The 22,191-nt window shown below is 61.7% G+C and carries 19 protein-coding genes and 1 pseudogene; 14 read left to right on the forward strand and 6 right to left on the reverse strand.

Features of this window, described 5'->3' with window-relative positions:
- Nucleotides 1-49: 49 nt before the first annotated feature.
- The 4 genes from B7G53_RS07800 to B7G53_RS07815 all read right to left on the reverse strand — a co-directional run bounded on the left by B7G53_RS07800 (nucleotide 50) and on the right by B7G53_RS07815 (nucleotide 3,811).
- The gene (locus tag B7G53_RS07800) at nucleotides 50-877 is read right to left on the reverse strand and encodes a gamma-glutamyl-gamma-aminobutyrate hydrolase family protein (RefSeq protein WP_255249939.1); all 828 of its coding nucleotides are present in this window, start codon (nucleotides 875-877) and stop codon (nucleotides 50-52) included.
- Between the two features lie 62 nt (nucleotides 878-939).
- Complete coding sequence (locus B7G53_RS07805) at nucleotides 940-2,322, reverse strand: sensor histidine kinase (protein ID WP_096666388.1); 1,383 nt, start codon at nucleotides 2,320-2,322, stop codon at nucleotides 940-942.
- 193 nt (nucleotides 2,323-2,515) lie between these two features.
- Nucleotides 2,516-3,190: a response regulator gene (locus B7G53_RS07810; RefSeq protein ID WP_096666079.1), complete on the reverse strand. Its 675-nt coding sequence runs from the start codon at nucleotides 3,188-3,190 to the stop codon at nucleotides 2,516-2,518.
- Nucleotides 3,191-3,307: 117 nt separating this feature from the next.
- Nucleotides 3,308-3,811 carry a MarR family winged helix-turn-helix transcriptional regulator gene (locus tag B7G53_RS07815; protein ID WP_096666082.1) on the reverse strand — a complete coding sequence of 168 codons (504 nt, stop codon included), beginning with the start codon at nucleotides 3,809-3,811 and terminating at the stop codon, nucleotides 3,308-3,310.
- 166 nt (nucleotides 3,812-3,977) lie between these two features.
- On the opposite strand from B7G53_RS07815, the gene recA reads away from it, so the two are divergent.
- Nucleotides 3,978-5,093 carry a recombinase RecA gene (recA, locus tag B7G53_RS07820; protein ID WP_096666085.1) on the forward strand — a complete coding sequence of 372 codons (1,116 nt, stop codon included), beginning with the start codon at nucleotides 3,978-3,980 and terminating at the stop codon, nucleotides 5,091-5,093.
- A gap of 107 nt (nucleotides 5,094-5,200) precedes the next feature.
- On the forward strand, nucleotides 5,201-5,674 hold the full coding sequence (recX, locus tag B7G53_RS07825) for a recombination regulator RecX (RefSeq protein WP_096666088.1): 474 nt from the start codon (nucleotides 5,201-5,203) through the stop codon (nucleotides 5,672-5,674).
- 123 nt (nucleotides 5,675-5,797) lie between these two features.
- Here the strand turns inward: recX and argC are convergent, their stop codons facing one another.
- Entirely contained in the window at nucleotides 5,798-6,721 is a 924-nt protein-coding gene (argC, locus tag B7G53_RS07830; protein ID WP_096666091.1) for an N-acetyl-gamma-glutamyl-phosphate reductase, read from the reverse strand.
- A 196-nt stretch (nucleotides 6,722-6,917) separates the two neighbouring features.
- Between argC and sucC the strand changes: the two genes are divergently transcribed.
- The 12 genes and pseudogenes from sucC to B7G53_RS07890 all read left to right on the forward strand — a co-directional run bounded on the left by sucC (nucleotide 6,918) and on the right by B7G53_RS07890 (nucleotide 21,630).
- Nucleotides 6,918-8,078 (forward strand): ADP-forming succinate--CoA ligase subunit beta, encoded by a 1,161-nt coding sequence (gene sucC, locus B7G53_RS07835; RefSeq protein WP_096666093.1) that lies wholly within the window; start codon nucleotides 6,918-6,920, stop codon nucleotides 8,076-8,078.
- Between the two features lie 15 nt (nucleotides 8,079-8,093).
- The gene (gene sucD, locus B7G53_RS07840; protein WP_096666096.1) at nucleotides 8,094-8,987 is read left to right on the forward strand and encodes a succinate--CoA ligase subunit alpha; all 894 of its coding nucleotides are present in this window, start codon (nucleotides 8,094-8,096) and stop codon (nucleotides 8,985-8,987) included.
- 157 nt (nucleotides 8,988-9,144) lie between these two features.
- Nucleotides 9,145-9,849 carry a TerC family protein gene (locus B7G53_RS07845; protein WP_441338970.1) on the forward strand — a complete coding sequence of 235 codons (705 nt, stop codon included), beginning with the start codon at nucleotides 9,145-9,147 and terminating at the stop codon, nucleotides 9,847-9,849.
- 364 nt (nucleotides 9,850-10,213) lie between these two features.
- Nucleotides 10,214-10,414 (forward strand): annotated as a pseudogene (locus tag B7G53_RS23425) (protein kinase domain-containing protein); the annotation flags it as partial.
- Nucleotides 10,415-10,534: 120 nt separating this feature from the next.
- Nucleotides 10,535-11,320 (forward strand): Stp1/IreP family PP2C-type Ser/Thr phosphatase, encoded by a 786-nt coding sequence (locus B7G53_RS07855; protein WP_096666101.1) that lies wholly within the window; start codon nucleotides 10,535-10,537, stop codon nucleotides 11,318-11,320.
- Nucleotides 11,321-11,361: 41 nt separating this feature from the next.
- Complete coding sequence (locus B7G53_RS07860; protein WP_096666104.1) at nucleotides 11,362-12,024, forward strand: FHA domain-containing protein; 663 nt, start codon at nucleotides 11,362-11,364, stop codon at nucleotides 12,022-12,024.
- A gap of 63 nt (nucleotides 12,025-12,087) precedes the next feature.
- A complete protein-coding gene (locus B7G53_RS07865; protein ID WP_096666107.1) occupies nucleotides 12,088-14,337 on the forward strand; it encodes a CHASE2 domain-containing protein in 2,250 nt (749 codons plus the stop codon).
- 34 nt (nucleotides 14,338-14,371) lie between these two features.
- Nucleotides 14,372-15,169 carry a 3',5'-cyclic-nucleotide phosphodiesterase gene (locus B7G53_RS07870; protein WP_096666110.1) on the forward strand — a complete coding sequence of 266 codons (798 nt, stop codon included), beginning with the start codon at nucleotides 14,372-14,374 and terminating at the stop codon, nucleotides 15,167-15,169.
- Nucleotides 15,166-17,571, forward strand: coding sequence for a GspE/PulE family protein (locus B7G53_RS07875; RefSeq protein WP_096666113.1), 2,406 nt, complete (start codon nucleotides 15,166-15,168; stop codon nucleotides 17,569-17,571). The genes B7G53_RS07870 and B7G53_RS07875 overlap by 4 nt, the downstream gene beginning before the upstream one ends.
- A 147-nt stretch (nucleotides 17,572-17,718) precedes the next feature.
- The gene (locus B7G53_RS07880; RefSeq protein ID WP_096666115.1) at nucleotides 17,719-18,198 is read left to right on the forward strand and encodes a pilin; all 480 of its coding nucleotides are present in this window, start codon (nucleotides 17,719-17,721) and stop codon (nucleotides 18,196-18,198) included.
- A 63-nt stretch (nucleotides 18,199-18,261) separates the two neighbouring features.
- A complete protein-coding gene (locus B7G53_RS07885; RefSeq protein WP_176491313.1) occupies nucleotides 18,262-19,944 on the forward strand; it encodes a PglL family O-oligosaccharyltransferase in 1,683 nt (560 codons plus the stop codon).
- 177 nt (nucleotides 19,945-20,121) lie between these two features.
- On the forward strand, nucleotides 20,122-21,630 hold the full coding sequence (locus B7G53_RS07890) for a PglL family O-oligosaccharyltransferase (protein ID WP_096666121.1): 1,509 nt from the start codon (nucleotides 20,122-20,124) through the stop codon (nucleotides 21,628-21,630).
- Here B7G53_RS07890 and moaC read toward each other — a convergent pair.
- Entirely contained in the window at nucleotides 21,627-22,115 is a 489-nt protein-coding gene (moaC, locus tag B7G53_RS07895) for a cyclic pyranopterin monophosphate synthase MoaC (protein ID WP_096666124.1), read from the reverse strand. The genes B7G53_RS07890 and moaC overlap by 4 nt on opposite strands.
- Nucleotides 22,116-22,191 lie beyond the last annotated feature (76 nt).

Consider the following 22,191-nt stretch of genomic DNA (forward strand, 5'->3'; position numbering starts at 1 on the left):
CACATCCCTATTGGGGATAAGGCCGTTTCTGTCTGGACCCTGCGGAGAATCAGGCCGTGACCTGCTTCTTCGCCGCCGCCACCGCGGAAAGAAAGTCTTCCAGCACCGCCGCATCGTCAATTGTGTCCGAGCCCGGCTGGTGGAACTCGGGGTGCCACTGCAGCGCCGCGATGTAGCTTTTTGACTTGTCCTTGCGGCGTATGGCTTCCACCATGCCGTCGGGCACGCTGAAGGCCTCGGCCTCGAACTCGGGCGCCAGGTCCTTGATGCCCTGGTGGTGAATGCTGTTGACACGTGCGCGTTCCACGCCGGGGTACAGGCGCGACAGCTGCGTGCCCTGCACGATCTCCACGCTGTGGAAGTTCTGGTCGTAAATCACCGCGTCGCGATGCAGGAAGGATTCGGGCACCTGGGTGGCGATGTCCTGGTACAGCGTGCCACCGAAGGCCACGTTGAGCAGCTGCAAGCCGCGACAGATGCCGAAGACCGGCTTGCCGGCTTTTTCGAAAGAGGCCACCATGGACTTGTCGTAGTCGTCGCGCACGCGGTCGCCGGACCAGCGTTCTTCGAGCGGCTCTTCGCCATAGCTGCCGGGCCAGACATCGGCGCCGCCGTGCAGCACCAGGCCGTCGAGCCACTGGGCGTAGTCGTCGAAACCCGCATCGCCGCGCTGCGTGGCGCCGGTTGGGCAGGGCACCATGACCACCATCGCGCCCGAGGACATGATCCAGTGGGCGACCGTCTGCTCTACGTACTGCAGGGTTTTGCCGGTGAACAGCGAACGCGTCGGGTCGGCGTGGGAAAAGCAGGCCGAGAGGCCGATTTTGAGCCGGGTGCGCATGTGGCGCTGGCTGTTCATGGCTGTCGTTTTGCGCATCGCGGATCCAGTTGCGGGTCGTCGGTTCGGGGGCAGTGCCCAGTGTAGTGACGCGCCGGCTTTTATTCCCGCGGCAGGTCGGCAAACCCCATGAACCGGACGGTGATGCGTGTCCCCGGGGGCGTGTGTCCGGGCAGGGCGTCATCGACCGCGACCGTGGCGCCATGCTGCTTGGCGATTTCCTCCACGATGGCCAGCCCCAGCCCCGAGCCGTCGACATTGGTGCCGAGCGCGCGGTAAAACGGCTGCAGCACCAGCTCGCGCTCGGCGGCCGGGATGCCCGGGCCCGAGTCCTCGACCTGCAGCACCACCACGCCGCTGAAGCGGTCGGTCAGCAGCCGCACCGTGACCTGCCCGCCCTCGGGTGTGTAGTTGAGCGCGTTGTCGAGCAGGTTGCGCACCAGCTCCTTGAGCAGCGTGGGATTGGCCTCCAGCCTGTTGGCGGTCTCGCCGGCCGGCGGGCCTTCGTAGCCGAGGTCGATGTGCTTTTCCAGCGCCCGCGGCACCGAGTCCTGGATCGCCTCGGCCAGAACGTGCACCAGGTCCAGCCGCTGCTTGGCCAGGCTGCGGCCGGTGGTTTCGGCGCGGGCCAGGGCCAGCAGCTGGTTCACGGTGTGGGTGGCGCGGATGCTGGCGCGGCCGATCTGCTTGAGGGATTTTTTCAGTTCGTCGGCATCGGTCTCGCGCTGCGCCAGGTCGGCCTGCATGCGCAGTCCGGCCAGCGGGGTCTTGAGCTGATGGGCGGCATCGGCCAGGAAGCGTTTTTGTGTGCTCAGCAGCACCTTGAGCCGGCCCAGCAGGTCGTTGATGGACGACACCAGCGGCGCGACTTCTTCGGGCACGATGCTTTCGTCGAGCGGGCTCATGTCGTCGGACTTGCGTGCGCGTATGCGTTTTTCCAGCTGGTCCAGCGGCTTGATGCCGCGCACCAGCGCCAGCCAGACCAGCAGCACGGCCAGCGGCAGCGTGACGAACTGCGGCACCATCACGCCCTTGACGATCTCGGTGGCCAGCGTCTTGCGTTTTTCCAGTGTCTCGGCCACCTGCACCAGGACCGGGTGGCCGCCCGGCACGTCGGTCTTGATCCACGTGTAGGCCACACGCACGTCCTGCCCCTGCATGGTGTCCTCGCGCAGCCGGACTTCGCCGTCAAAGGTCATCTCCTCGTCCGAAGGCAGGGGCAGGTCGTGCTCGCCGCTGATGTATTCACCGCGCGCGCCCAGCACCTGGTAGAACACCAGGTCGGTGTCGTCGGCACGCAGGATTTCGCGCGCCGGCGCGGTCAGGTTGAACTGCACCTGCAGGTTCTTGACCACGATCAGCTTGGCCAGCGCCTGCACGTTGTACTCGAGCGCGCGGTCAAACGGCTTGCCGGCAATGTTCTGCGCCACCAGCCAGGTCAGCGCCAGGCTGATCGGCCACAGCAGCAGCAGCGGCGTGAGCATCCAGTCAAGGATCTCGCCGAACAGGCTGCGCCGTTCGCGCTGGAAAAGCCTTAAAGCCACGGGACGGTTTGCCTCCACGCTCCCCAAACACGGCCAGCAGGGGCCGCGGAACCGGCTTTGCCGGGCCGCAGGCGCAGCGCCCCCCCGGGGGGCAGCGCATTACACGCACTGAAAAGCGTGGGGGCCGTATTCACTAGCCTGGTATCTTTTCCAGGCAATAACCCAGCCCGCGCACCGTCGCAATCCGCACCGGGCCCTTTTCGATCTTCTTGCGCAGCCGGTGGATGTAGACCTCGATCGCGTTGTTGCTGACCTCCTCGCCCCACTCGCACAGGCGCTCGACCAGCTGGTCCTTGCTGACGAGGCGGCCGGCGCGCTGCAGCAGCACCTCCAGCAGGCCGAGTTCGCGTGCCGACAGTTCCAGCATCTGGCCGTCAATCGTCGCCACGCGTCCGGCCTGGTCGTACACCAGCGGTCCATGCTTGATGGTGCTGCTGGCGCCGCCCATGCCGCGCCGGATCAGCGCGCGCACCCGCGCTTCGAGCTCCTGCAGCGAGAAGGGCTTGGCCATGTAGTCGTCGGCGCCGTAGTCCAGCCCCTTGACGCGCTCCTCGACGCTGTCGGCGGCGGTGAGGATCAGCACCGGCATGGCCGAGCCGCGTGCGCGCAGGCGCTTGAGCACTTCGAGCCCGTGCATGCGCGGCAGGCCCAGGTCCAGGATCAAGAGGTCGAACTCGGTGTTGGTCATCAGCGCGGCATCGGCTTCGGTGCCGCTGGCCACATGGTCGGCGGCCGCGCCGGAAGCCCGCAGCGTGCGCAGCAAACCGTCGGCCAGCACCTGGTCGTCTTCGGCAATCAAAATACGCATGTTTGTCTCCTGAAGGGGTCCCTGGCGCGGTCCGGCGGAACGTACAGGGTAGAACATGGCTCTTCGGCCTGTTTTTCAAATTTTAGGCTTTTATCGGCTGGGGTTTGCTGACAGATGTCAAGCGCCGGCATAGGCTTCCAGGCCCAGTGCCACCACGGTGGCGACATCGGTGCCCACGGCCTGGCGGAACTCGGCTTCGGCCTGCGCCACGGCGTCGCGAAAGGCCTGCAGCCAGAGCAGGCCGGCGGCGGTGAACACCACGGTGCGGGCGCGTTTGTCGTGCGGGTCGGGCTCGCGGATGACCAGGCCCCAGGCCTCGCACTGGTCCACCAGGTCGCCCATGGCCTGCTTGCTCATGCCGGCGCTGTGCGCCAGGTCGGTCAGGCGCGAACCGCCGACCGCCAGGTGGCGTGTGATGTGGATGTGGGCCGCACCCACCTGCGCGCGCGCCGCCAGATTCGACAGCGCCAGCGGCACGTCCACGTTGCGCGCCATCAGCACCAGCACGCGTTCGTCGAAGCGCCGCAGGGCGTGGCCCAGCAGGCGGCCCAGGTGGGTGAGGCGCCAGTTTTCCTCGTCAGCGGGGGCGCTGGCGGGTGCGGGAATGGGACTGGAAGCCATGTGGAAATGATAGGCTTAATTGATCAGGCAAACTGACTAAAAACAGGGTTTACTTATTTATATGACGGCCATAAAGTACTGGTCATGCACCCAGTACTGTAATTAAAAGCAGAGCTGGCACCCGAAGCCCAAAGTTTTCCCTCACTGACATTCAAGGAGTTTTTCCATGGACCTGCCGAACAAGACCAACCCCGCCCTGAACACCGAAAAAGCCAAGGCCCTGCAAGCCGCCCTGGCCCAGATCGAGAAGCAGTTCGGCAAAGGCACCATCATGAAACTGGGCGCCGGCGAGGTGATCGAGGACATCCAGGTGGTGTCCACCGGCTCGCTGGGCCTGGACATTGCGCTCGGCGTCGGCGGCCTGCCACGCGGCCGTGTCGTGGAAATCTACGGCCCGGAATCGTCCGGCAAAACCACGCTGACCCTGCAGGTGATTGCCGAAATGCAAAAACTCGGCGGCACCTGCGCCTTTGTCGATGCCGAACATGCGCTGGACATCCAGTACGCGCAAAAACTTGGCGTGAACCTGCAGGAGCTGCTGATTTCCCAGCCCGACACCGGCGAGCAGGCCCTGGAAATTGTTGATTCCCTGACCCGCTCCGGCGCGGTCGACCTGATCGTGGTCGACTCGGTGGCGGCGCTGACACCCAAGGCCGAACTTGAAGGCGAAATGGGCGACTCCCTGCCCGGCCTGCAGGCCCGGCTGATGAGCCAGGCGCTGCGCAAGCTGACGGCCCACATCAAGAAGGCCAACTGCATGGTCATCTTCATCAACCAGATCCGCATGAAGATCGGCGTGATGTTCGGCAGCCCCGAAACCACCACCGGCGGCAATGCGCTGAAGTTCTACGCCTCGGTGCGCCTGGACATCCGCCGCATCGGTTCGATCAAGAAGGGCGAGGAAGTCGTCGGCAACGAAACCCGCGTCAAGGTGGTCAAGAACAAGGTCGCCTCGCCGTTCAAGATGGCCGAGTTCGACATCCTCTACGGCGAGGGCATCAGCCGCCTCGGCGAGGTGCTGGACCTCGGCGTGGCCGGCCACATTGTCGAGAAAGCCGGTGCCTGGTATGCCTTCAACGGCGAAAAAATCGGCCAGGGCCGCGACAACTCGCGCGAGTTCCTGAAAGAAAACCCGGAGCTGGCGATGGAAATCGAAAACAAGGTGCGCGAGTCGCTGGGCATTCCCTTGATCCAGGAGGCGGTCGGCAACAAGCCGGACAAGGCGGAGAAGGCCGAAAAAGCGGACAAGGCTGAAAAAGCACCCAAAGTCGCTGCCGCCTGAGCCGACGGGGCGGGCAGGTCAGCTTGGATGCCAAATCAGGCTCCAGCCCTTGTCTGTAAAGCGCAAGCAGCTATCAAAACAGCAGTGACCCAGGGCGGAGTTTTGGCATGATATCGGACAAAATCCCCGCGGCGCCGGGTTTCGGCCTGTCCCTCAAAGGCCGGGCCTTGCGCTGTCTTGCACAGCGCGAACACTCGCGCACCGAGCTGGAGCGCAAGCTGGCTGCCCATGCCGAATCGCCCGAGCAGCTGGCGCAGGTGCTGGACGACCTGCAGGCCAAGGACTTCATCAGCGAGGCGCGCGTGGTGGAATCGGTCATCAACCGGCGCGCCGCGCGTTTTGGCGCTGCGCGCATCCGCCATGAGCTTCAGGGCAAGGGGCTGGCGGCCGAGGCGGTGGCCGAAGCCGTGAGCAGCCTGAAAGCCAGCGAGGTCGAACGCGCCCGCGAGGTCTGGCGCAGGAAGTTCGGCGAGCCGGCGGCCGATGCCGCGGCGCGCGGCAAACAGATGCGTTTTCTGGCGGCACGCGGCTTTGGTGCAGAGGCGATTCGCCGGGTGGTCTCGCAGGCCGAGGACGATTGAGCGCGCGAAGTAGCAAACTAGCCTTCACCCATGCCAGCAGGGGCCGCGGAACCGGCTTTGCCGGCCGCAGGCAGCGGCCCCCTCGGGGGGCAGGGAGCAACACGGAGTGAGCGACCGTGGGGGCTAGAGCTTCAGCATCAGCTCGAGGTTTTGCACGGCCGCGCCGGAAGCGCCCTTGCCCAGGTTGTCCAGCCGTGCAATCAGCACGGCATGGCGGAATTCCTCGTTGCCGAACACCCGCAATTCCATCTTGTTGGTGTCGTTCAGCGCGAGCGCGTCGATCGACGTGCTGTCACCCACCGGCTCGACCGTGACCCATTGGCTGCCCGCGTAGTGGCGCGCCAGCGCGTCCTGCAGCTGCGCCGCCGTCGGCTGGCCAGGCAGCAGGTCCAGGTGCAGCGGCAGTTGCACCAGCATGCCCTGCTTGAAGTTGCCGACCGAAGGTGTGAACACCGGGCGCCGGCTCAAGCCGGTGTATTTCATGATTTCCGGCAGGTGTTTGTGCTTGAGGTTCAGGCCGTAGATCTGGTACGGTGGTGCCTTGCCGGCTTCGTAGTCTTCAATCATGGCGCGGCCACCACCGGAGTAGCCGCTGACTGCGGGCAGTGCCAGCGGGTAGTCCCGGGGCAGCAGGCCGGCATCAATCAGCGGTCGAATCAGGGCGATCGCGCCGGTCGAATAACAGCCGGGGTTGGCCACGCGGTCGGCCTGGGCCACGGCTTCGCGCTGGCCGGCGGCGAGTTCGGGAAAACCAAAAACCCAGCCCGGGGCCGTGCGGTGCGCCGTCGAGGCGTCGATGATCTTCGGCCCTTTTTTGCCGCTGCTGCGCGCCAGCTCGTCGATCATGGCCACCGATTCACGTGCGGCGTCATCGTGCAGGCACAGCACCACCAGATCGACCGTGCCCATCAGCGCGCGCTTGGCGGCGGCATCCTTGCGCAACTCGGGCGCGATGCTGACCAGCTCGATGGCGGGCATGGCCTGCAGGAGTTCCCGGATCTGCAAACCCGTGGTTCCTGCTTCGCCGTCGATAAAGACCTTGGCCATGTGGCTTTTCCTGTGGAGAGTACTGACAAGAGCGGTGTAAGCCGCGCACAAGAATTGTGCATCGCAACATGATACAGTTCTGCGCTGCTGCGTGCAGTGACCGAAGGCGTTACATTTTTGTGAATTCTGCGCAAATGTGGCAGATTGACATCACTTCGGTGAACGCCCCTTTTTACCGACTCCTGGAAGTAATTTCATGAAAATTCACGAGTACCAAGGCAAGGAAATCTTGCGCAACTTTGGTGTCCCCACTCCACGCGGCATTCCTGCGTTCACCGTTCAAGAGGCCGTCGAAGCCGCCCAGAAACTGGGCGGACCGGTCTGGGTGGTGAAGGCCCAGATCCACGCCGGCGGACGTGGCAAGGGCGGCGGCGTCAAGCTGGCGCGCAGCATCGAAGACGTGAAAAAACTCGCCAGCGAGATCCTCGGCATGCAACTGGTCACGCACCAGACTGGCCCGGCAGGCCAGAAGGTTCGCCGCCTGTACATCGAAGACGGCGCCGACATCCAGAAGGAATACTACGTCTCCATCGTGACCGACCGTGCCACCCAGAAGGTGGCCTTCATCGCCTCGAGCGAAGGCGGCATGGACATTGAGGAAGTGGCGCACGCCACCCCCGAAAAAATCATCACCGAATACATTGACCCGCTGACCGGGCTGAGCGATGCGCAGGCCACGAAGATCGCCAACGGCATCGGGCTGCCGGCAGAGTCCACCGCCCAGGCCGTGGATGTGTTCCAGAAGCTCTACAAGTGCTACATGGACACCGACGCATCGCTGGTGGAAATCAATCCGCTGAACCGCGACAGCAAGAACAAGCTCATCGCGCTGGACGCCAAGTTCAACTTTGACCCGAACGCGCTGTTTCGCCACCCGGAAATCGTGGCCCTGCGCGATCTGGACGAGGAAGACCCGGCCGAAGTCGAGGCGTCCAAGTTCGACCTCGCCTACATCTCCCTGGACGGCAACATCGGCTGCCTGGTCAACGGCGCCGGCCTGGCCATGGCGACCATGGACACCATCAAGCTGTTCGGCGGCGAGCCGGCCAACTTCCTGGACGTCGGCGGTGGCGCCACGGCCGAAAAAGTCACCGAAGCCTTCAAGATCATGCTGAAGAACCCCGATGTCAAAGGCATCCTGGTCAACATCTTCGGCGGCATCATGAAGTGCGACACGATTGCCGACGGTGTGATCACCGCCTGCAAGGTCGTGAACCTCTCGGTTCCGCTGGTGGTGCGCATGAAGGGCACCAACGAAGACCTGGGCAAGAAAATGCTGGCGGACTCCGGTCTGCCCATCATTGCCGCAGACACCATGGCTGAAGCTGCGACCAAAATCGTGGCCGCCGTCAAGTAAGCCAGGAGAACCAACATGTCGATCTACATCAACAAAAACACCAAAGTCATCACGCAGGGCATCACCGGCAAGACCGGTCAGTTCCACACGCGCATGTGCCGCGACTATGCCAATGGCAAAGAGTGCTTTGTCGCTGGCGTGAACCCGAAGAAAGCCGGCGAAGACTTCGAAGGCATCCCGATTTTTGCCAATGTGACCGAGGCCGCCAAGGCCACCGGCGCCACGGTGTCGGTGATTTATGTGCCACCCGCCGGCGCTGCTGCAGCGATCTGGGAAGCCGTGGAAGCCAACCTCGACCTGGCGATCTGCATCACCGAAGGCATCCCCGTGCGCGACATGCTGGAAGTGCGCAACCGCATGAAGGCCAAGGAAGCGGCGGGCGGCAAGAAAACCCTGCTGCTGGGCCCCAACTGCCCCGGCCTGATCACACCCGAAGAGATCAAGATCGGCATCATGCCCGGCCACATCCACCGCAAGGGCCGCATCGGCGTGGTCAGCCGCTCCGGCACGCTGACCTACGAAGCCGTGGCCCAACTGACCGAAATCGGCCTGGGCCAGTCCAGCGCCGTCGGCATTGGCGGCGACCCGATCAACGGCTTGAAACACATCGACGTGATGCGCGCCTTCAACGACGACCCGGACACCGATGCCGTCATCATGATCGGCGAAATCGGCGGACCGGACGAGGCTGAAGCGGCCATCTGGTGCAAGGCCAACATGAAAAAGCCGATCGTCGGTTTCATCGCCGGCGTGACCGCGCCTGCCGGCAAGCGCATGGGCCATGCCGGCGCGCTGATCTCGGGCGGCGCCGACACGGCGGACGCCAAACTGGCCATCATGGAAGAATGCGGCTTTACCATCACGCGCAATCCGTCCGAAATGGCCAAGTTGCTCAAAGCGCTGCTCTAAGGCGCAAATTCCACAGTTGATTTGGAAAACTTGACTGCGGTCAAGCCTGTAAGCAGTTTTACCAATCATTGTGGCCGCGTTGCGGCTTAGACTCTCCAAAAATCAAAAAAGCGCTCTCATAAGCGCTTTTTTTACTACATAACAACAGGAGCTAGTCATGATTTTAGGAATGGATCTCTCGTCCCCCATCTTCTGGAGCGCTTTCGGCTCCATCCTGCTGGCAAACATCGTGCTGTCTGGCGATAACGCCGTGGTGATTGCCATGGCCGCCAGAACGCTGCAGCCCGCGCAGCGGAACAAGGCCATTTTCTGGGGCAGCGCTGCCGCCATCGTGATGCGGATCGTTCTGACCATCGTCGCGATCCAGCTCCTCACACTGCCCTACCTGAAGATCATCGGGGCCATCCTGCTGGTGTATATCGGCGTGGACTTGCTCAACGGGGACGACGAGGGCGAAGGCGATGACAAGCAGATCAGCGGCATGGCTTCGGCCATTCGCACGATCCTGATCGCCGACCTGGTGATGAGTCTGGACAACGTGCTGGCTGTGGCTGCGGCGGCCAAAGGCAATCTGCCGCTGCTCGTCATGGGTCTGCTGGTGAGTATTCCGCTGATCATTTTTGGCGCCACGTTGCTGACCAAGGTCATGGAGCGTTTTCCCATCATCATCACCATTGGCGCTGCCCTGTTGGGATTCCTGGCAGGCGAAATGCTGCTGACGGACCCGGCCGTCGTCACCCAATTCGGCGTAATTGGCGAACAGACCGTGACAATCGGCGGAATTCTTGGCGCCGCCCTGGTGGTGGCTTTGGGCACTTACATGCAAAAACGGCGCGCCCGGAGCTCTGCGTCGCAGGCCTGAACCGTCCCGCTCCTTCCGCCGCGGCCTGAGTCCCGGCCACCCGCTGGGCTTCAGGCACGCAGCTTCGGCTGCAGCGGCACCAATTTGCAACACAAGGCTCTGGCCGTGTGCAAAAGTCCCTTGTCCGCGTTCTTGGTGTCTGTTAATGTCCACAGGCGGTAGATTTGTAACCGGCTTGTAACGCTGGCCGAGTCACAAATGCGCAAAAAACAGAAGCTGGCGCGGCCGGCGCACGGTCTGGCGAACCAGGACAAAAGGCGGGACCGACGTGGTCACATCATCAAACAAGCGCGGACAATTCTGGCGAGCCGACTGGTTTGTGGGCGTGCTGGTGGTGCTGGCCGTGTTGGCGCTGCACGGCGCGACCGGCTTCGGCATTGCGCGCAGCACCGACTCCAGCAAGACAAAAACCGGTCTGGTGCTCGGCACCCCGAGTTTCATGTCGCCCGAGCCGGTTGCCGGCAAGAAGGATGATGGACGCTCGGACCTGTATCCGCTGGGCGGGATGCTGTTCCAGATGCTGGCGGGCGTCTTGCCTTTCCGCGGCGACCCCATGGCCGAGGTGAGCCCCGCAGTGTTCACGGCCGACGACAATCCTGCGTTTGCACGGACAATTGCGGCCGCCTCCTGCCCGATTCTCTGGCCGGCATTGATGCTACAGGTTTGAAGCCATAACAAAAATACAATGATCTACGAGATTTGCACCCAGACAGACCCCGGTTTAACCCGGGACAACAACGAAGACTCCGTCACGTTTGATGCCCCGACCCGTCTTTGCATTCTGGCTGACGGCATGGGGGGCTACAACGCGGGGGAAATCGCCAGCGGCATGGCGACGGCCTTTATCAAGTCCGAATTGGGGCGCTGGCTGGCGCAGGCCGGTAAGCATGCGAACGGCAAGGAAGTGCGCCGGGCGATGGAGATCTGTGTCGAAAACGCCAATCATTCGATTTTCAACGCGGCCAACTCCAACCCGCAGTACTCGGGCATGGGCACCACGCTGGTAGTCGGTGTGTTCCAGAACACTCGCTTGGTACTGGGCCACATTGGCGATTCGCGCTGTTACCGCTGGCGGGGCGGCCAGCTGGAGCAGATCACCAAGGACCACTCCCTGCTACAGGAGCAGATCGACGCGGGGCTGATCACGCCGGAGCAGGCGCTGACTTCGGTGAACAAAAATCTGGTGACGCGGGCTCTGGGGGTGGAGGACGCGGTGTTGCTGGAAGTCAACGAACACCGTGTGGAGCTGGGTGATATTTACCTGATGTGCTCCGATGGCCTGTCCGACATGATCAGTGACGAGGCGATTGCGGCTATTCTATCGGGATCGAAGTCGCTGGAGCAGAGCGCCCGGCAGCTTGTTGCTGCGGCCAACGACAGCGGCGGTCGGGATAATATTTCCGTATTGCTGGCGCAAGCCAAGGAGGTCTCGGTCAAACGCGGCCTGCTGTCCAGAATGCTGGGGAAATAGTCCGATTGAGTGACTTAGTAAAAAATAGACAGGAGTCGGCCATGCCGAAAATGATCGTCTCTATTGACGGCGTTGTGATCAAAGAGGTTCAGTTGACCAAGGACCGCACGTCCCTCGGGCGCCGTCCTTACAACGACATCGTCATTGACAACCTGGCCGTCAGTGGGGAGCACGCCGTTCTGCAGATGTCCGGCAACGAAGTTTTTGTTGAGGACCTGAACAGCACCAATGGCACGTATCTCAACGGCAAGGCTGTCAAGAAGCAGCAGCTCAACAACGGCGACACCGTCGAAATCGGCAAATACAAGATCAAGTATGTCAATGAGGCCACGAGTGCGGGCTTTGAAAAAACGATGATCATCAAGGCGGGCTCGGCCGGGCTGGTCGCGCCAGCGGGGTCAGCGGCGGCCCCGGCGGCGTCTGCACCCGCCGATGGAGCGGCCACCAGCGCGGCCATCAAGGTCATGTCTGGCGCCGCCGCTGGCCGGGAAGTCGCCTTGGTCAAGGTGGTCACTACGATCGGCAAGCCCGGGGTGGCGGTGGCGGCCATCACCAAGCGGCCACATGGCTTTGTCGTGGCGCATGTGGAGGGGGACAACAAACCCACGCTGAACGGAACGCAGATTGGCGTTGAGCCCGTGCCGCTGAAAAACGGCGATGTACTTGAGTTGGCGGGCACGCAAATGCAATTTGTCCAGCGCTGACCAGGCCGTTTCCCCGCGTTCGGGCGGAAAACCACCTCCAATCGCGGCTCTTCGCGAGGCTTTATGCGACTTTTTTCCCGGCATTGGCCTCGCATTGCCGTCACGCTGATTCCGCTGGTTTTTGCCTTGCTCCATGCCAGCGGCGCGTTACGCCTGGATGTCCTGCAGCGGTTGGATGACATTCTTTATGACGCCCGTCTTCGGGCCACCATGCCCAGGACGCTGGACGAGCGCATTGTCATCGTGGACATCGATGAAAAAAGCCTGGCGGAAGCTGGCCGCTGGCCATGGGGCCGCCACAAGCTGGCCACGCTCGTGGACGAGTTGCTGGGGCGGCAGCAGGCCGCCCTGCTGGGATTCGATGTGGTTTTTGCGGAGGCTGACGACAGCTCCGGCCTGAAAAGGCTGCAGCAACTGGCCCGCAACGAATTGAAGGACCAGCCCGCCTTTACCGACAAGCTCGGCCAGATGCAGGCCAGCCTTGATTACGACGCTGTCTTTGCAAAATCGCTGGAGAACAAACCCGTCGTGCTGGGGTATTACTTCACCAGCGACCGGGACGGCCGCGTCAACGGTGTTTTGCCCGCTCCCGTCATGGCGCGGGAGGCCCTCCAGGGGCGGCCCATCCGGTTCACCCGCTGGAACGGCTTCGGTGCCAACATCGATACCATCGCCAAGGCGGCGCCCCTGGCAGGATTTTTCAACTCCATCACGGAAGGCGACGGGGTCGTTCGATCGATTCCCCTGCTGGTTGAATACAAAGGCCAGTACTACGAGTCGCTGTCCCTGGCGATGTTTCGCATGCTGGTGGGCCAGCCCGGCGTTGCGCCTGGATTTCCGCAGGAAAAATCCCTGACCCGCAACTATCAGGGGCTGGAAAGCATTTTGCTCAAGCAGGGCGGTAAAGCGCTCGCCATTCCGGTGGATGACCGGGTGGCGACCCTGGTGCCTTTTCGCGGGCCTGGTGGTGCGAGCGGTGGCTCTTACCGGTATGTCTCCGCGTCCGATGTGCTGGCCGGAAAGATGCCGCCGGGCCAGCTGAAGGACAAGATTGTCTTGCTCGGCACCACGGCGCCTGGCTTGCTGGACCTGAGGGTCACCCCGGTCGGGGAAACCTATCCCGGCGTTGAGACCCATGCCAACGTGATTTCGGGGTTTCTCGACGGCAAGGTCTTGGTCAAACCGGACTATGCGGTTGGTTTTGAGGTGGTGATTCTTGTGCTGTCGGGGCTGACGCTGGCCCTGGTCTTGCCGCTGCTGTCCGCCCCGCGTGCGGTGGCGACCAGTGCCGCGGTGACCGCGGCACTGGTGGGGCTGAATTTCTGGCTTTATTCCACCTATGGCCTGGTCTTGCCTCTGGCTACCGCGCTGGTCATGGCGCTCACGGCGTTTGCACTGAACATGAGTTATGGCTATTTTGTGGAAAGCCGTTCCAAGCGGGAACTGGCCAACCTGTTTGGCACCTATGTGCCGCCCGAGCTGGTCGATGAAATGGTCAAGGACCCCGACAGCTACAGCATGAAGGCATCAGCCAAGGAGCTCACGGTGATGTTCTGCGACATGCGCGGTTTCACCCGGATGTCCGAAACCATGGAGCCGACGCAGCTGCAGGCCCTGCTCAACAGCGTCTTCAGCCGGCTCACGGACCTGATCCGCAGCAACCGCGGCACCATCGACAAGTACATGGGTGACTGCGTGATGGCTTTCTGGGGTGCACCCGTCGAGACGCCTGAGCACGCCGCGCTGGCGGTCAAGACCTCGCTGGAGATGGTGCAGGCCATGCGCCAGCTCAATGAAGAGCATCGCAGCAAGGGCTTGCCGGAAATTGGCATCGGCATCGGGCTGAACACCGGCAGCATGTGTGTGGGCGACATGGGCTCGGATATTCGCCGCAGTTACACCGTCATTGGCGACGCCGTCAACCTGGGATCCCGCCTGGAAGGGCTGTCCAAGATTTATGGCGTCGACACCGTGGTCAGTGCGTCTACCCGCGAACTGGCCACCGGGTTTACCTGGCAGGAACTCGACAAGGTCCGGGTCAAGGGCAAGGACCAGGCGGTGGCCATTTTCTGCCCGGTGGCGCTTCCCGGCCAGCTCGACAAGCAGGTGGGCAGCGAACTGCGGGAGTGGGCATTGGCGCTCAGGGCCTACCGCGACCAGGCCTGGGACGACTGCGATGTGCATTTGCTCCACTTACAGCGCATGAATGCGCAAAAGTACCTTTACCGGCTGTATGCAGAGCGTGTAGCCTCCATGAGGTTGCTTCCATTTGATCCCGCATGGGACGGGGCAACCAACTTCGGAACCAAATGACACAGCCTGCCGGCGCCTCAATTCAGAAAAGACCATGAAAGTACGCGTACTGGGCTGCTCGGGAGCGATTGCCAAAGGCTGCCGCACCACCTCTTTCCTGCTCGATCACGACGTGCTGGTCGACGCCGGGACGGGTGTTGGCGATCTCACGCTGGACGAGATGCGCGGCATCGACCACGTGCTGCTGACACACTCCCACCTGGACCATGTGGCGGCCCTGCCGCTGATGGTGGACGCGATTGCGGCACAGCGGACGACCCCGATCCAGATTCATGCGCTGCAGGGCACGATTGACGCGCTGAAGGCCCACATTTTCAACAACACCATCTGGCCGGATTTTTCCAGAATCCCCACGCCGGAAGCACCGTTTGTCAGCTTTCATCCGCTGGCCGTCGGCCAGACACTGCTGTTGGCAGGAAAATATGTGGAAGTGCTGCCCGCGGTTCATACCGTGCCCGCAGTGGGGTATGCGGTGGCCGCCGGCGCCGGCGCCGGGTGCTGGGTGTTCACCGGCGACACCGAGCGCAACCCCGCGCTGTGGGCCCGGATCAACCAGCTCAACGTCGCCATGCTGGTGATCGAGACGGCCTTCAGCAACCGCGAACGTGATCTGGCCCGGCGCAGCCTGCATCTGTCGCCCCATGCGCTGGCCAGCGAGCTGGACTGCATCGACAAAGGCAGGAACTATCCGATTTACATCACCCATACCAAGCCGGCGGAAACCGACTTGATCATGGCCGAGATCCAGCGCTTTGACCAGACGGCACCGTTTGGTCCCAACGTTACCCACGACATACGCTGGTTGCGCGCGGGTCAGGAGTTTGAGTTATGAATGCCCTGGTACAGCAAGACCCCGAAGACGCATTTTTTGACTCGCAGATGCTTCCCCCGCAGGAGCGGGGGGTCACTTTTGAGGCGCTTTATTTTCGTCAGCTGCAACTGGTCACCAACCGCATTCACGAAACTGAGAATATTGACCAGATCATGCTGGAGGCCAGCCAGGATATCTGCAAGCTGTTCAATGCCGACCGCCTGACCCTTTACGCCGTCAATGAAGACCGCACGTCCATCATCTCCAAAGTCAAGACGGGGCTCAACACCAGCCGCGACCTGAAGCTGCCCATCAGCGCGCAAAGCATTGCGGGCTATGTTGCGCTGTCAAAAACCATGGTGAACATCGCCGATGTGTATGACGACGAAGCACTCAGGAAAATCCATCCCAATCTGAGTTTTCTGCAGGAAGTGGACAAACGCTCCGGCTACCGTACCAAACAGATGCTGGTTGCGCCGGTGATGGATGGCCGCACGTTTTATGGCGTCCTGCAGGTGATCAACAACCGCAGCGACCAGCCCTTTGCAAAGCTGGAAGAAGACGGTGCGCAGCAGCTGTGCAAGACGCTGGGCATCGCCATTCGCCAGCGCATGCAGAAGGCGGAAGACGGGCAGCGGCGCAGGGCGACCAAGTACGACGGTCTGGTGGCCGAAGGGGTGCTGAGCCAGGACGAGTTGCGCCACTGCATCCAGAAGGCGCGCGACGAGGCCCAGTCGGTCGAACATCTGCTGATGGCGGATTACCGCATTCGCCCCGCGCAGATCGGCGCGTCGTTGGCCAAGTTTTTTGGTGTTCCCTACGAAGCCTTCAACGCGGGGCGCATACGTTCGGAAATGCTGCATGGCCTGCTCAAGCGGCATTTTGTCGAGCAGCAGGGCTGGATGCCGCTGGAAGACACGCCAGACGGGCTGACCCTCATGTGTGTTGATCCTGAGGCAGTGCGGGGCGCCCGGGTGGTCCCGCAGGTATTTCCGAAAATCGGCAAGTTCGCCTACTGCGTGACCACCCAGACCGAGTTTGACGAAACCCTGAGCCAGCTTTTTGGCGCAGGCAACGAGGGCGGCTCCATTGACCAGCTGCTGGCCGACATGGACTCGCCGCTCGAAAACGATGCCAATGACGATTCCGCGCTGGAGTCGGCCGCTGCCGACAACGAGCTGGTCAAGTTTGTCAACAAGGTCATCATTGATGCCTACAAGCAGAAGGCTTCCGACATCCACATCGAGCCCCTGCCGGGCAAGGCCAAGACCGGCATCCGTTTTCGCATCGACGGGAGCTTGCTGCCCTACATTGAAGTGCCGGCCCAGTTTCGCCAAGCCATGGTCACGCGGCTCAAGATCATGTGTGATCTGGACATTTCCGAAAAGCGCAAGCCGCAGGACGGGAAAATCAAGTTCAAGAAATACGGACCGCTCGACATAGAGCTGCGTGTGGCCACCATCCCGTCAGCGGGAGGTGTCGAGGACGTCGTCATGCGGATACTGGCAGCGGGTGAACCCATTCCGCTTGAAAAGCTGGGGCTGACGGACCACAACCGGGAGCGGCTCGAGAAAACGGTCTCCAAGCCCTATGGCCTGTTTTATGTTTGCGGTCCGACCGGTTCCGGCAAGACGACCACGCTGCATTCCATTCTGAAATTCCTGAACACGTCAGACAGGAAAATCTGGACGGCTGAAGACCCCGTCGAGATCACGCAGAAGGGTTTGCGTCAGGTCCAGATCAACAAGAAAGCAGGCATCGACTTTGCCTTGGTGATGCGTGCTTTCCTGCGGGCCGACCCGGACATCATCATGGTCGGTGAGTCGCGCGACAAGGAAACCGTCTCCATGGGGGTGGAGGCCTCGCTCACCGGGCACATGGTTTTTTCGACCTTGCACACGAATTCGGCACCAGAATCCATCACGCGGCTGCTGGACATGGGCATGGACCCCTTCAATTTTGCGGACGCGCTGCTCGGCATCTTGGCCCAGCGGCTGGCCAAGAAGCTGTGCGATTGCAAAGAGGCTTACCCGCCGGCTGCGCAGGAAATCAAGGACTTCATCAAGGAGTACGCCGAGGAACTGCGCACTACGGATGCCTGGAAGGTGGATCCGGGTGGCGAGGCGCAGGCCTTGCTTGACGACTGGGTGGAGCGGTACGGCAAGGACGACCAGCTGACCCTCTACCGGGCTGTGGGCTGCGACAAATGCAACCAGACCGGCTACAAGGGCCGTATCGGCCTGCATGAGCTGATGGTGGCTGATGACGCCGCGAAAAAGCTGATTCAGGAGCGCGCCCGCGTGGCAGAGCTGTTTGCGGCGGCCGTCAACAGCGGCATGCGCACGCTCAAAATGGACGGGATGGAGAAAGTGCTGATGGGGCTGACCGATCTCAAACAGGTTCGGTCAGTGTGCATCAAGTGACAAAATTGTCAGCGATGTCTTGAGGGCTGACGGAAAAAGTAACTTTTGTTGCCAGAAGATAGGTCAAAGTGGCTGTTTTAGCTCCGGTTTCGGCCTGGCACGGTATCTGCTGAATGGTCTCGCTAGTTTCTCAACCAAGGAGTTTTTATGAAGCGTTCCATGCAAAAGGGTTTTACCCTGATCGAGTTGATGATCGTTGTCGCGATCATTGGTATTTTGGCTGCGGTGGCTTTGCCTGCTTATCAGGATTACACCAACAAGGCCAAGATGTCTGAAGTGATCTTGGCAGCATCGGGTTGCCGCACCACGATCACCGAGGTCTACCAGAGCGGTACCGCATCAACAGCGCCGGGCGCTAATGGCTGGGGTTGTGAGTCTGCCTCCTCGACCAGCAAATATGTTGCATCTATTGTAACGACCGCCAACGGACGGGTCACGGTGGCAGCGCAGGGCTTCAACAATGCCGCTATTGATGGTCAGGTCGTCATTCTTGAGCCGCGCGACGCTGCAGGCGCTGCCCTGACAGTCGCTGCCATGCCGACGCAAGTGAATCAGTGGGCCTGTGGCACAACGACAGCCAATACCGTGCTCAAGTTCCTGCCAGGCTCTTGCAAGACCTTGTTCTAATCGGACATTCTGTCAGTCAAAGAGCGTGCATTTGCACGCTCTTTTTTTATGGGATCCCAGCGAGTGCCAATTGCAGTAAGTCTCTTTCATGCGCTGTTGGCGGCGGCGTGGCTGGTGCCCAATCACTATGCGCCGTGGTCTTCCGCTTGGGGCGACGCGCTTGCCATCGCCGGGCTGCTGTTGCTCCTGCCGACTGCGGCGGTCGGCGCCGTCTCTGGCGGCCGCGTGACATGGCGTCTGTCGGGCATTGCGGTTTTGTGCTGCGCCGTGATATTGGTCCAGTTGGCCACCGGCAAGCTGCTTTTTTCCGGCGATGCTTGGATGGCAATTCTCTATATTGGACTGTGGTGGGCAGCTGTGCTGGCCGGTGGTTTGATGGCCACCCGCGTCATCCCCCGCGATGGGGTGAACATACTTGCCGTGGCTTGGCTCTTTGCGGCGGTATTGTCGGTCGGCCTGGCCTTGGTGCAGTGGACAGGCGCGCTGAGCCTTGGTATTTACGGCGTGGATCTTCCGCCCGGGGGGCGGCCATTCGGCAACGTCGCTCAAGCCAATCACCTGTGCACGCTTTGCTTTCTGGGCCTTTGCAGCGTGCTCTGGTTGCATCAGCGTCAACAGGTCAATGGCATGGCTTTCGGATTGGCCGTCGGTTTTTTGCTTCTGGGCATGGTGATGACGCAATCGCGCACCGGCTGGCTGCAAATCGGGTTGTTAGTTGTATGGGCAATTGCGATGCGTACGCGGGCGGGCTTGCGCATTAGCCGAGCGCAGCTAACGATGCTGGGCGCGCTGTTTGCCGTAGGGGTGCTGCTCTGGCCGGCGATCTGCGAGGCGCTGCTGCTGTCGGCGGGGCGTTCGATGGGCGACCAGATGCAGGCCGGTGTTCGGCTGCCGTACTGGCTGTCCATGCTGGACGCCATTGGCCGCGAGCCACTGTGGGGTTATGGGTGGCAACAGGTGGGCGCGGCGCAGCAGCGCGTGGCCCTGGATCACCCCGCTGTCGGTTCAATGTTCGAACACAGCCACAATTTGGTGCTGGACCTGTTGCTATGGAGCGGTATTCCAATAGGTGTCCTGGTCATTGCGGCACTGGCTTGGTGGTTTATTGCCCACATTCGCGCATGCCATGATGCCAGGGTGGTGTGGATGCTGGCAGCTGTGAGTGGCGTCTTTGTGCACGGTATGTTGGAGTTTCCATTGGAGTACGCCTATTTTTTGATTCCGGTGGGATTTGCGATGGGCGCCATTGATACTTATTCGCCCGCAGGCGGCCGATCGCTGCATGTGTCGCGCTGGACAGCGCTAGCGGTCACCGCATTGCTTGGCGCCGTGTTTGTGGGGACGGCGACGGAGTATCTGAAAGCCGAGGAAAATTATCGTACCTTGCGCATGGAGTCTGCGCGCATTGGTGTCGATCGTGTTGTGACGCCAGCGCCGGAGTTACGCCTGCTCACGCAACTCGAAGCCCTCCTGCAATTTGCACGCACCGAGGCTACGACCGGCATGCGGCCTGAGCAGCTCGGCTGGATGCACAGGGTTTCCCAGCGTTTCGGTTACCCACCAGTGCTGTTTCGCTACGCTTTGGCGGCTGGCCTCAATGACCAGCCCGATGTTGCGCGTGAAACTCTGGCGCGTATTTGCCGGATTCATGAGCTACAACGCTGCCTGGAAGCCAAGGAGGGCTGGGCAACGCTGCAGGCGCAGTACCCGGCCTTGGCGGGCATTGCGGTGGCAGACAAGCCCTGATTCGTTTTATCGCGTACGGAATTTGCTTGGTTTGCTCATGGTGTTGGTGTGATTGGCGAAAATGCGCTGTGCCGCATCTGCATCCATAGCCACAAGCCAACAGGCAGCGCAACATGGGCAACCAGAATACCGGTGCGACCCAAGCTTGATGCCCAAGTGGCCTTATCCGGTACCTCCATGCCATCGATTTTCCGTTTCCTGCTCATCGCGCTCCCTTGGCTCAACCCCTTTGCCCCGGTACCCGCGCCGGCCGTTGTGCCCTTGCTTTTCACATGGACCTGTATATCACTGCTTTTGGGAGTGCGGGGTTGCGGACGTGATCGTTTGTGTGGACGTTGGGTGTCTGTCACGGCATGGGCCTGGCTTGCGGCGGGGCTGGCCAGCAGCCTGATTGGCTTATGCCAGTACTTTGGGATGGCGAATCACTTTTCGCCATGGATCAACCAGACCGCAATTGGCGAGGCGTTCGCCAACTTGCGCCAGCGCAACCAGTTTGCAACCTTAACCAGTATTTCCTTGGCGGCGCTACTTTGGCTCGCGGCGACCCTTGGCCGCTTTGCCGGGCGCCACCATTGGCTGATGTTAGCTGTCGCAGGCATGCTGGCGGCGGGCAATGCGGCCTCTTCCTCGCGGACCGGACTCCTCCAGTTTGGCTTGCTGTTGGCGCTATACGGGGTTTGGGGTGGCTTGCATCATGCAGCTGTTCGACGTGTGCTGCTGATGGCCCTCGGGACCTATGGATTGGCGGCACTGGCGCTGCCTTGGCTGGCCGGTTTTGATTTGTCGACACACGGCATGTTTGCTCGTCTGCAGGGGGGCGACCAGTTGTGTGCCAGCCGCCTGACGCTCTGGTCCAACGTATTGCACCTGATCGGTCAAAAGCCCTGGCTCGGATGGGGCTGGGGTGAGCTGGACTATGCGCATTACATGACGCTTTATCCCGGCGCGCGTTTCTGCGACATCCTGGACAATGCACACAACCTCCCGCTGCACTTGGCCGTGGAATTGGGCATTCCGTTGGCCCTGGCTGTGTGTGGTGGTGCAGGTTGGGTCGTCTGGCGCGCCCGGCCCTGGCGTGAAACGGATCCGACCCGGCAGATGGCTTGGGGTGTGCTGGCCGTCATCATGTTGCACAGCATGCTGGAGTATCCGCTGTGGTACGGCCCCTTCCAGATGGCATTCGGGCTGTGCGTCTGGATGCTGTGGCCAGCGCCGCGAGAGCCAGTGGCGGGCTCCCGTCCCTACGCACGCGCGGGAACGGCAATTCGGCTTGTCCTTGCGGCAGCATTGTTGACAGCGGTGGCTTATGCCGCATGGGATTACCACCGCATCAGCCAGATCTACCTGGCGCCGCAGGCGCGCGACCCGGCTTACCGTGACGATACGCTGGAGAAGGTTCGGGGATCCTGGCTTTTCCGGAACCAGGTGCGGTTTGCGGAGTTGACGACCACCGCGCTCAACCGCGGCAACGCGCAGTGGACCTTCGACACCGCCACGGCCTTGCTGCATTACTCGCCCGAGCCTCGGGTGATTGAAAAGGTGATTGAAAGCGCTGTCATGCTGGGGCGTGACGATGAAGCGTTGCTGCACCTTGTCCGGTATCGCGCCGCTTTTCCCGGAGACTACAAAAAATGGCGCCGTACCAACGGCCTCGCCGGCCCGCAGGTTGAACTTGAAGGTGGCTAGGGCGTCGCGATAAAACTTCCCGACTTGCCGCCGTGTTTTTCCAGCAGCCGGATATCCGTCATGGTCATGCCCCGGTCGGCGGCCTTGCACATGTCATAAATCGTCAGCAGTGCCACCTGCACCGCAGTCAGGGCCTCCATCTCCACACCGGTCGGTCCGACCGTTTCCACCGTCGCTTGGCAAGTGATGCTGGCACTGCTTATATCTGGGCTGAAATCGATCGCCACGCGGGTCAGCGCCAGCGGGTGACACAGGGGAATCAGCTCGCTGGTTTTTTTGGCCGCCATGATGCCGGCGATTCGGGCGATGCCGAGCACATCGCCTTTTTTAGCCGAGCCTTCCAGGATGATGGCCAGTGTGTCGGCATTCATGGTAATGCGGCCTTGCGCCACCGCCACCCGGTGGGTGGCCGGTTTGGCGGCCACATCAACCATGTGCGCCTGCCCTGTTGCGTCGAAATGTGTCAGCGGTGAAGTCGTGGTCATACAGTTACAGAACCTTTACAAGCATCCGTCATCATAAGATGTGCAGGCGCATTCAAGCCCGCTTGGGAAAGTCACA

It is taken from the genome of Polaromonas sp. AET17H-212 (assembly GCF_002379085.1).
In the GTDB taxonomy this organism is placed as follows: domain Bacteria; phylum Pseudomonadota; class Gammaproteobacteria; order Burkholderiales; family Burkholderiaceae_C; genus Polaromonas.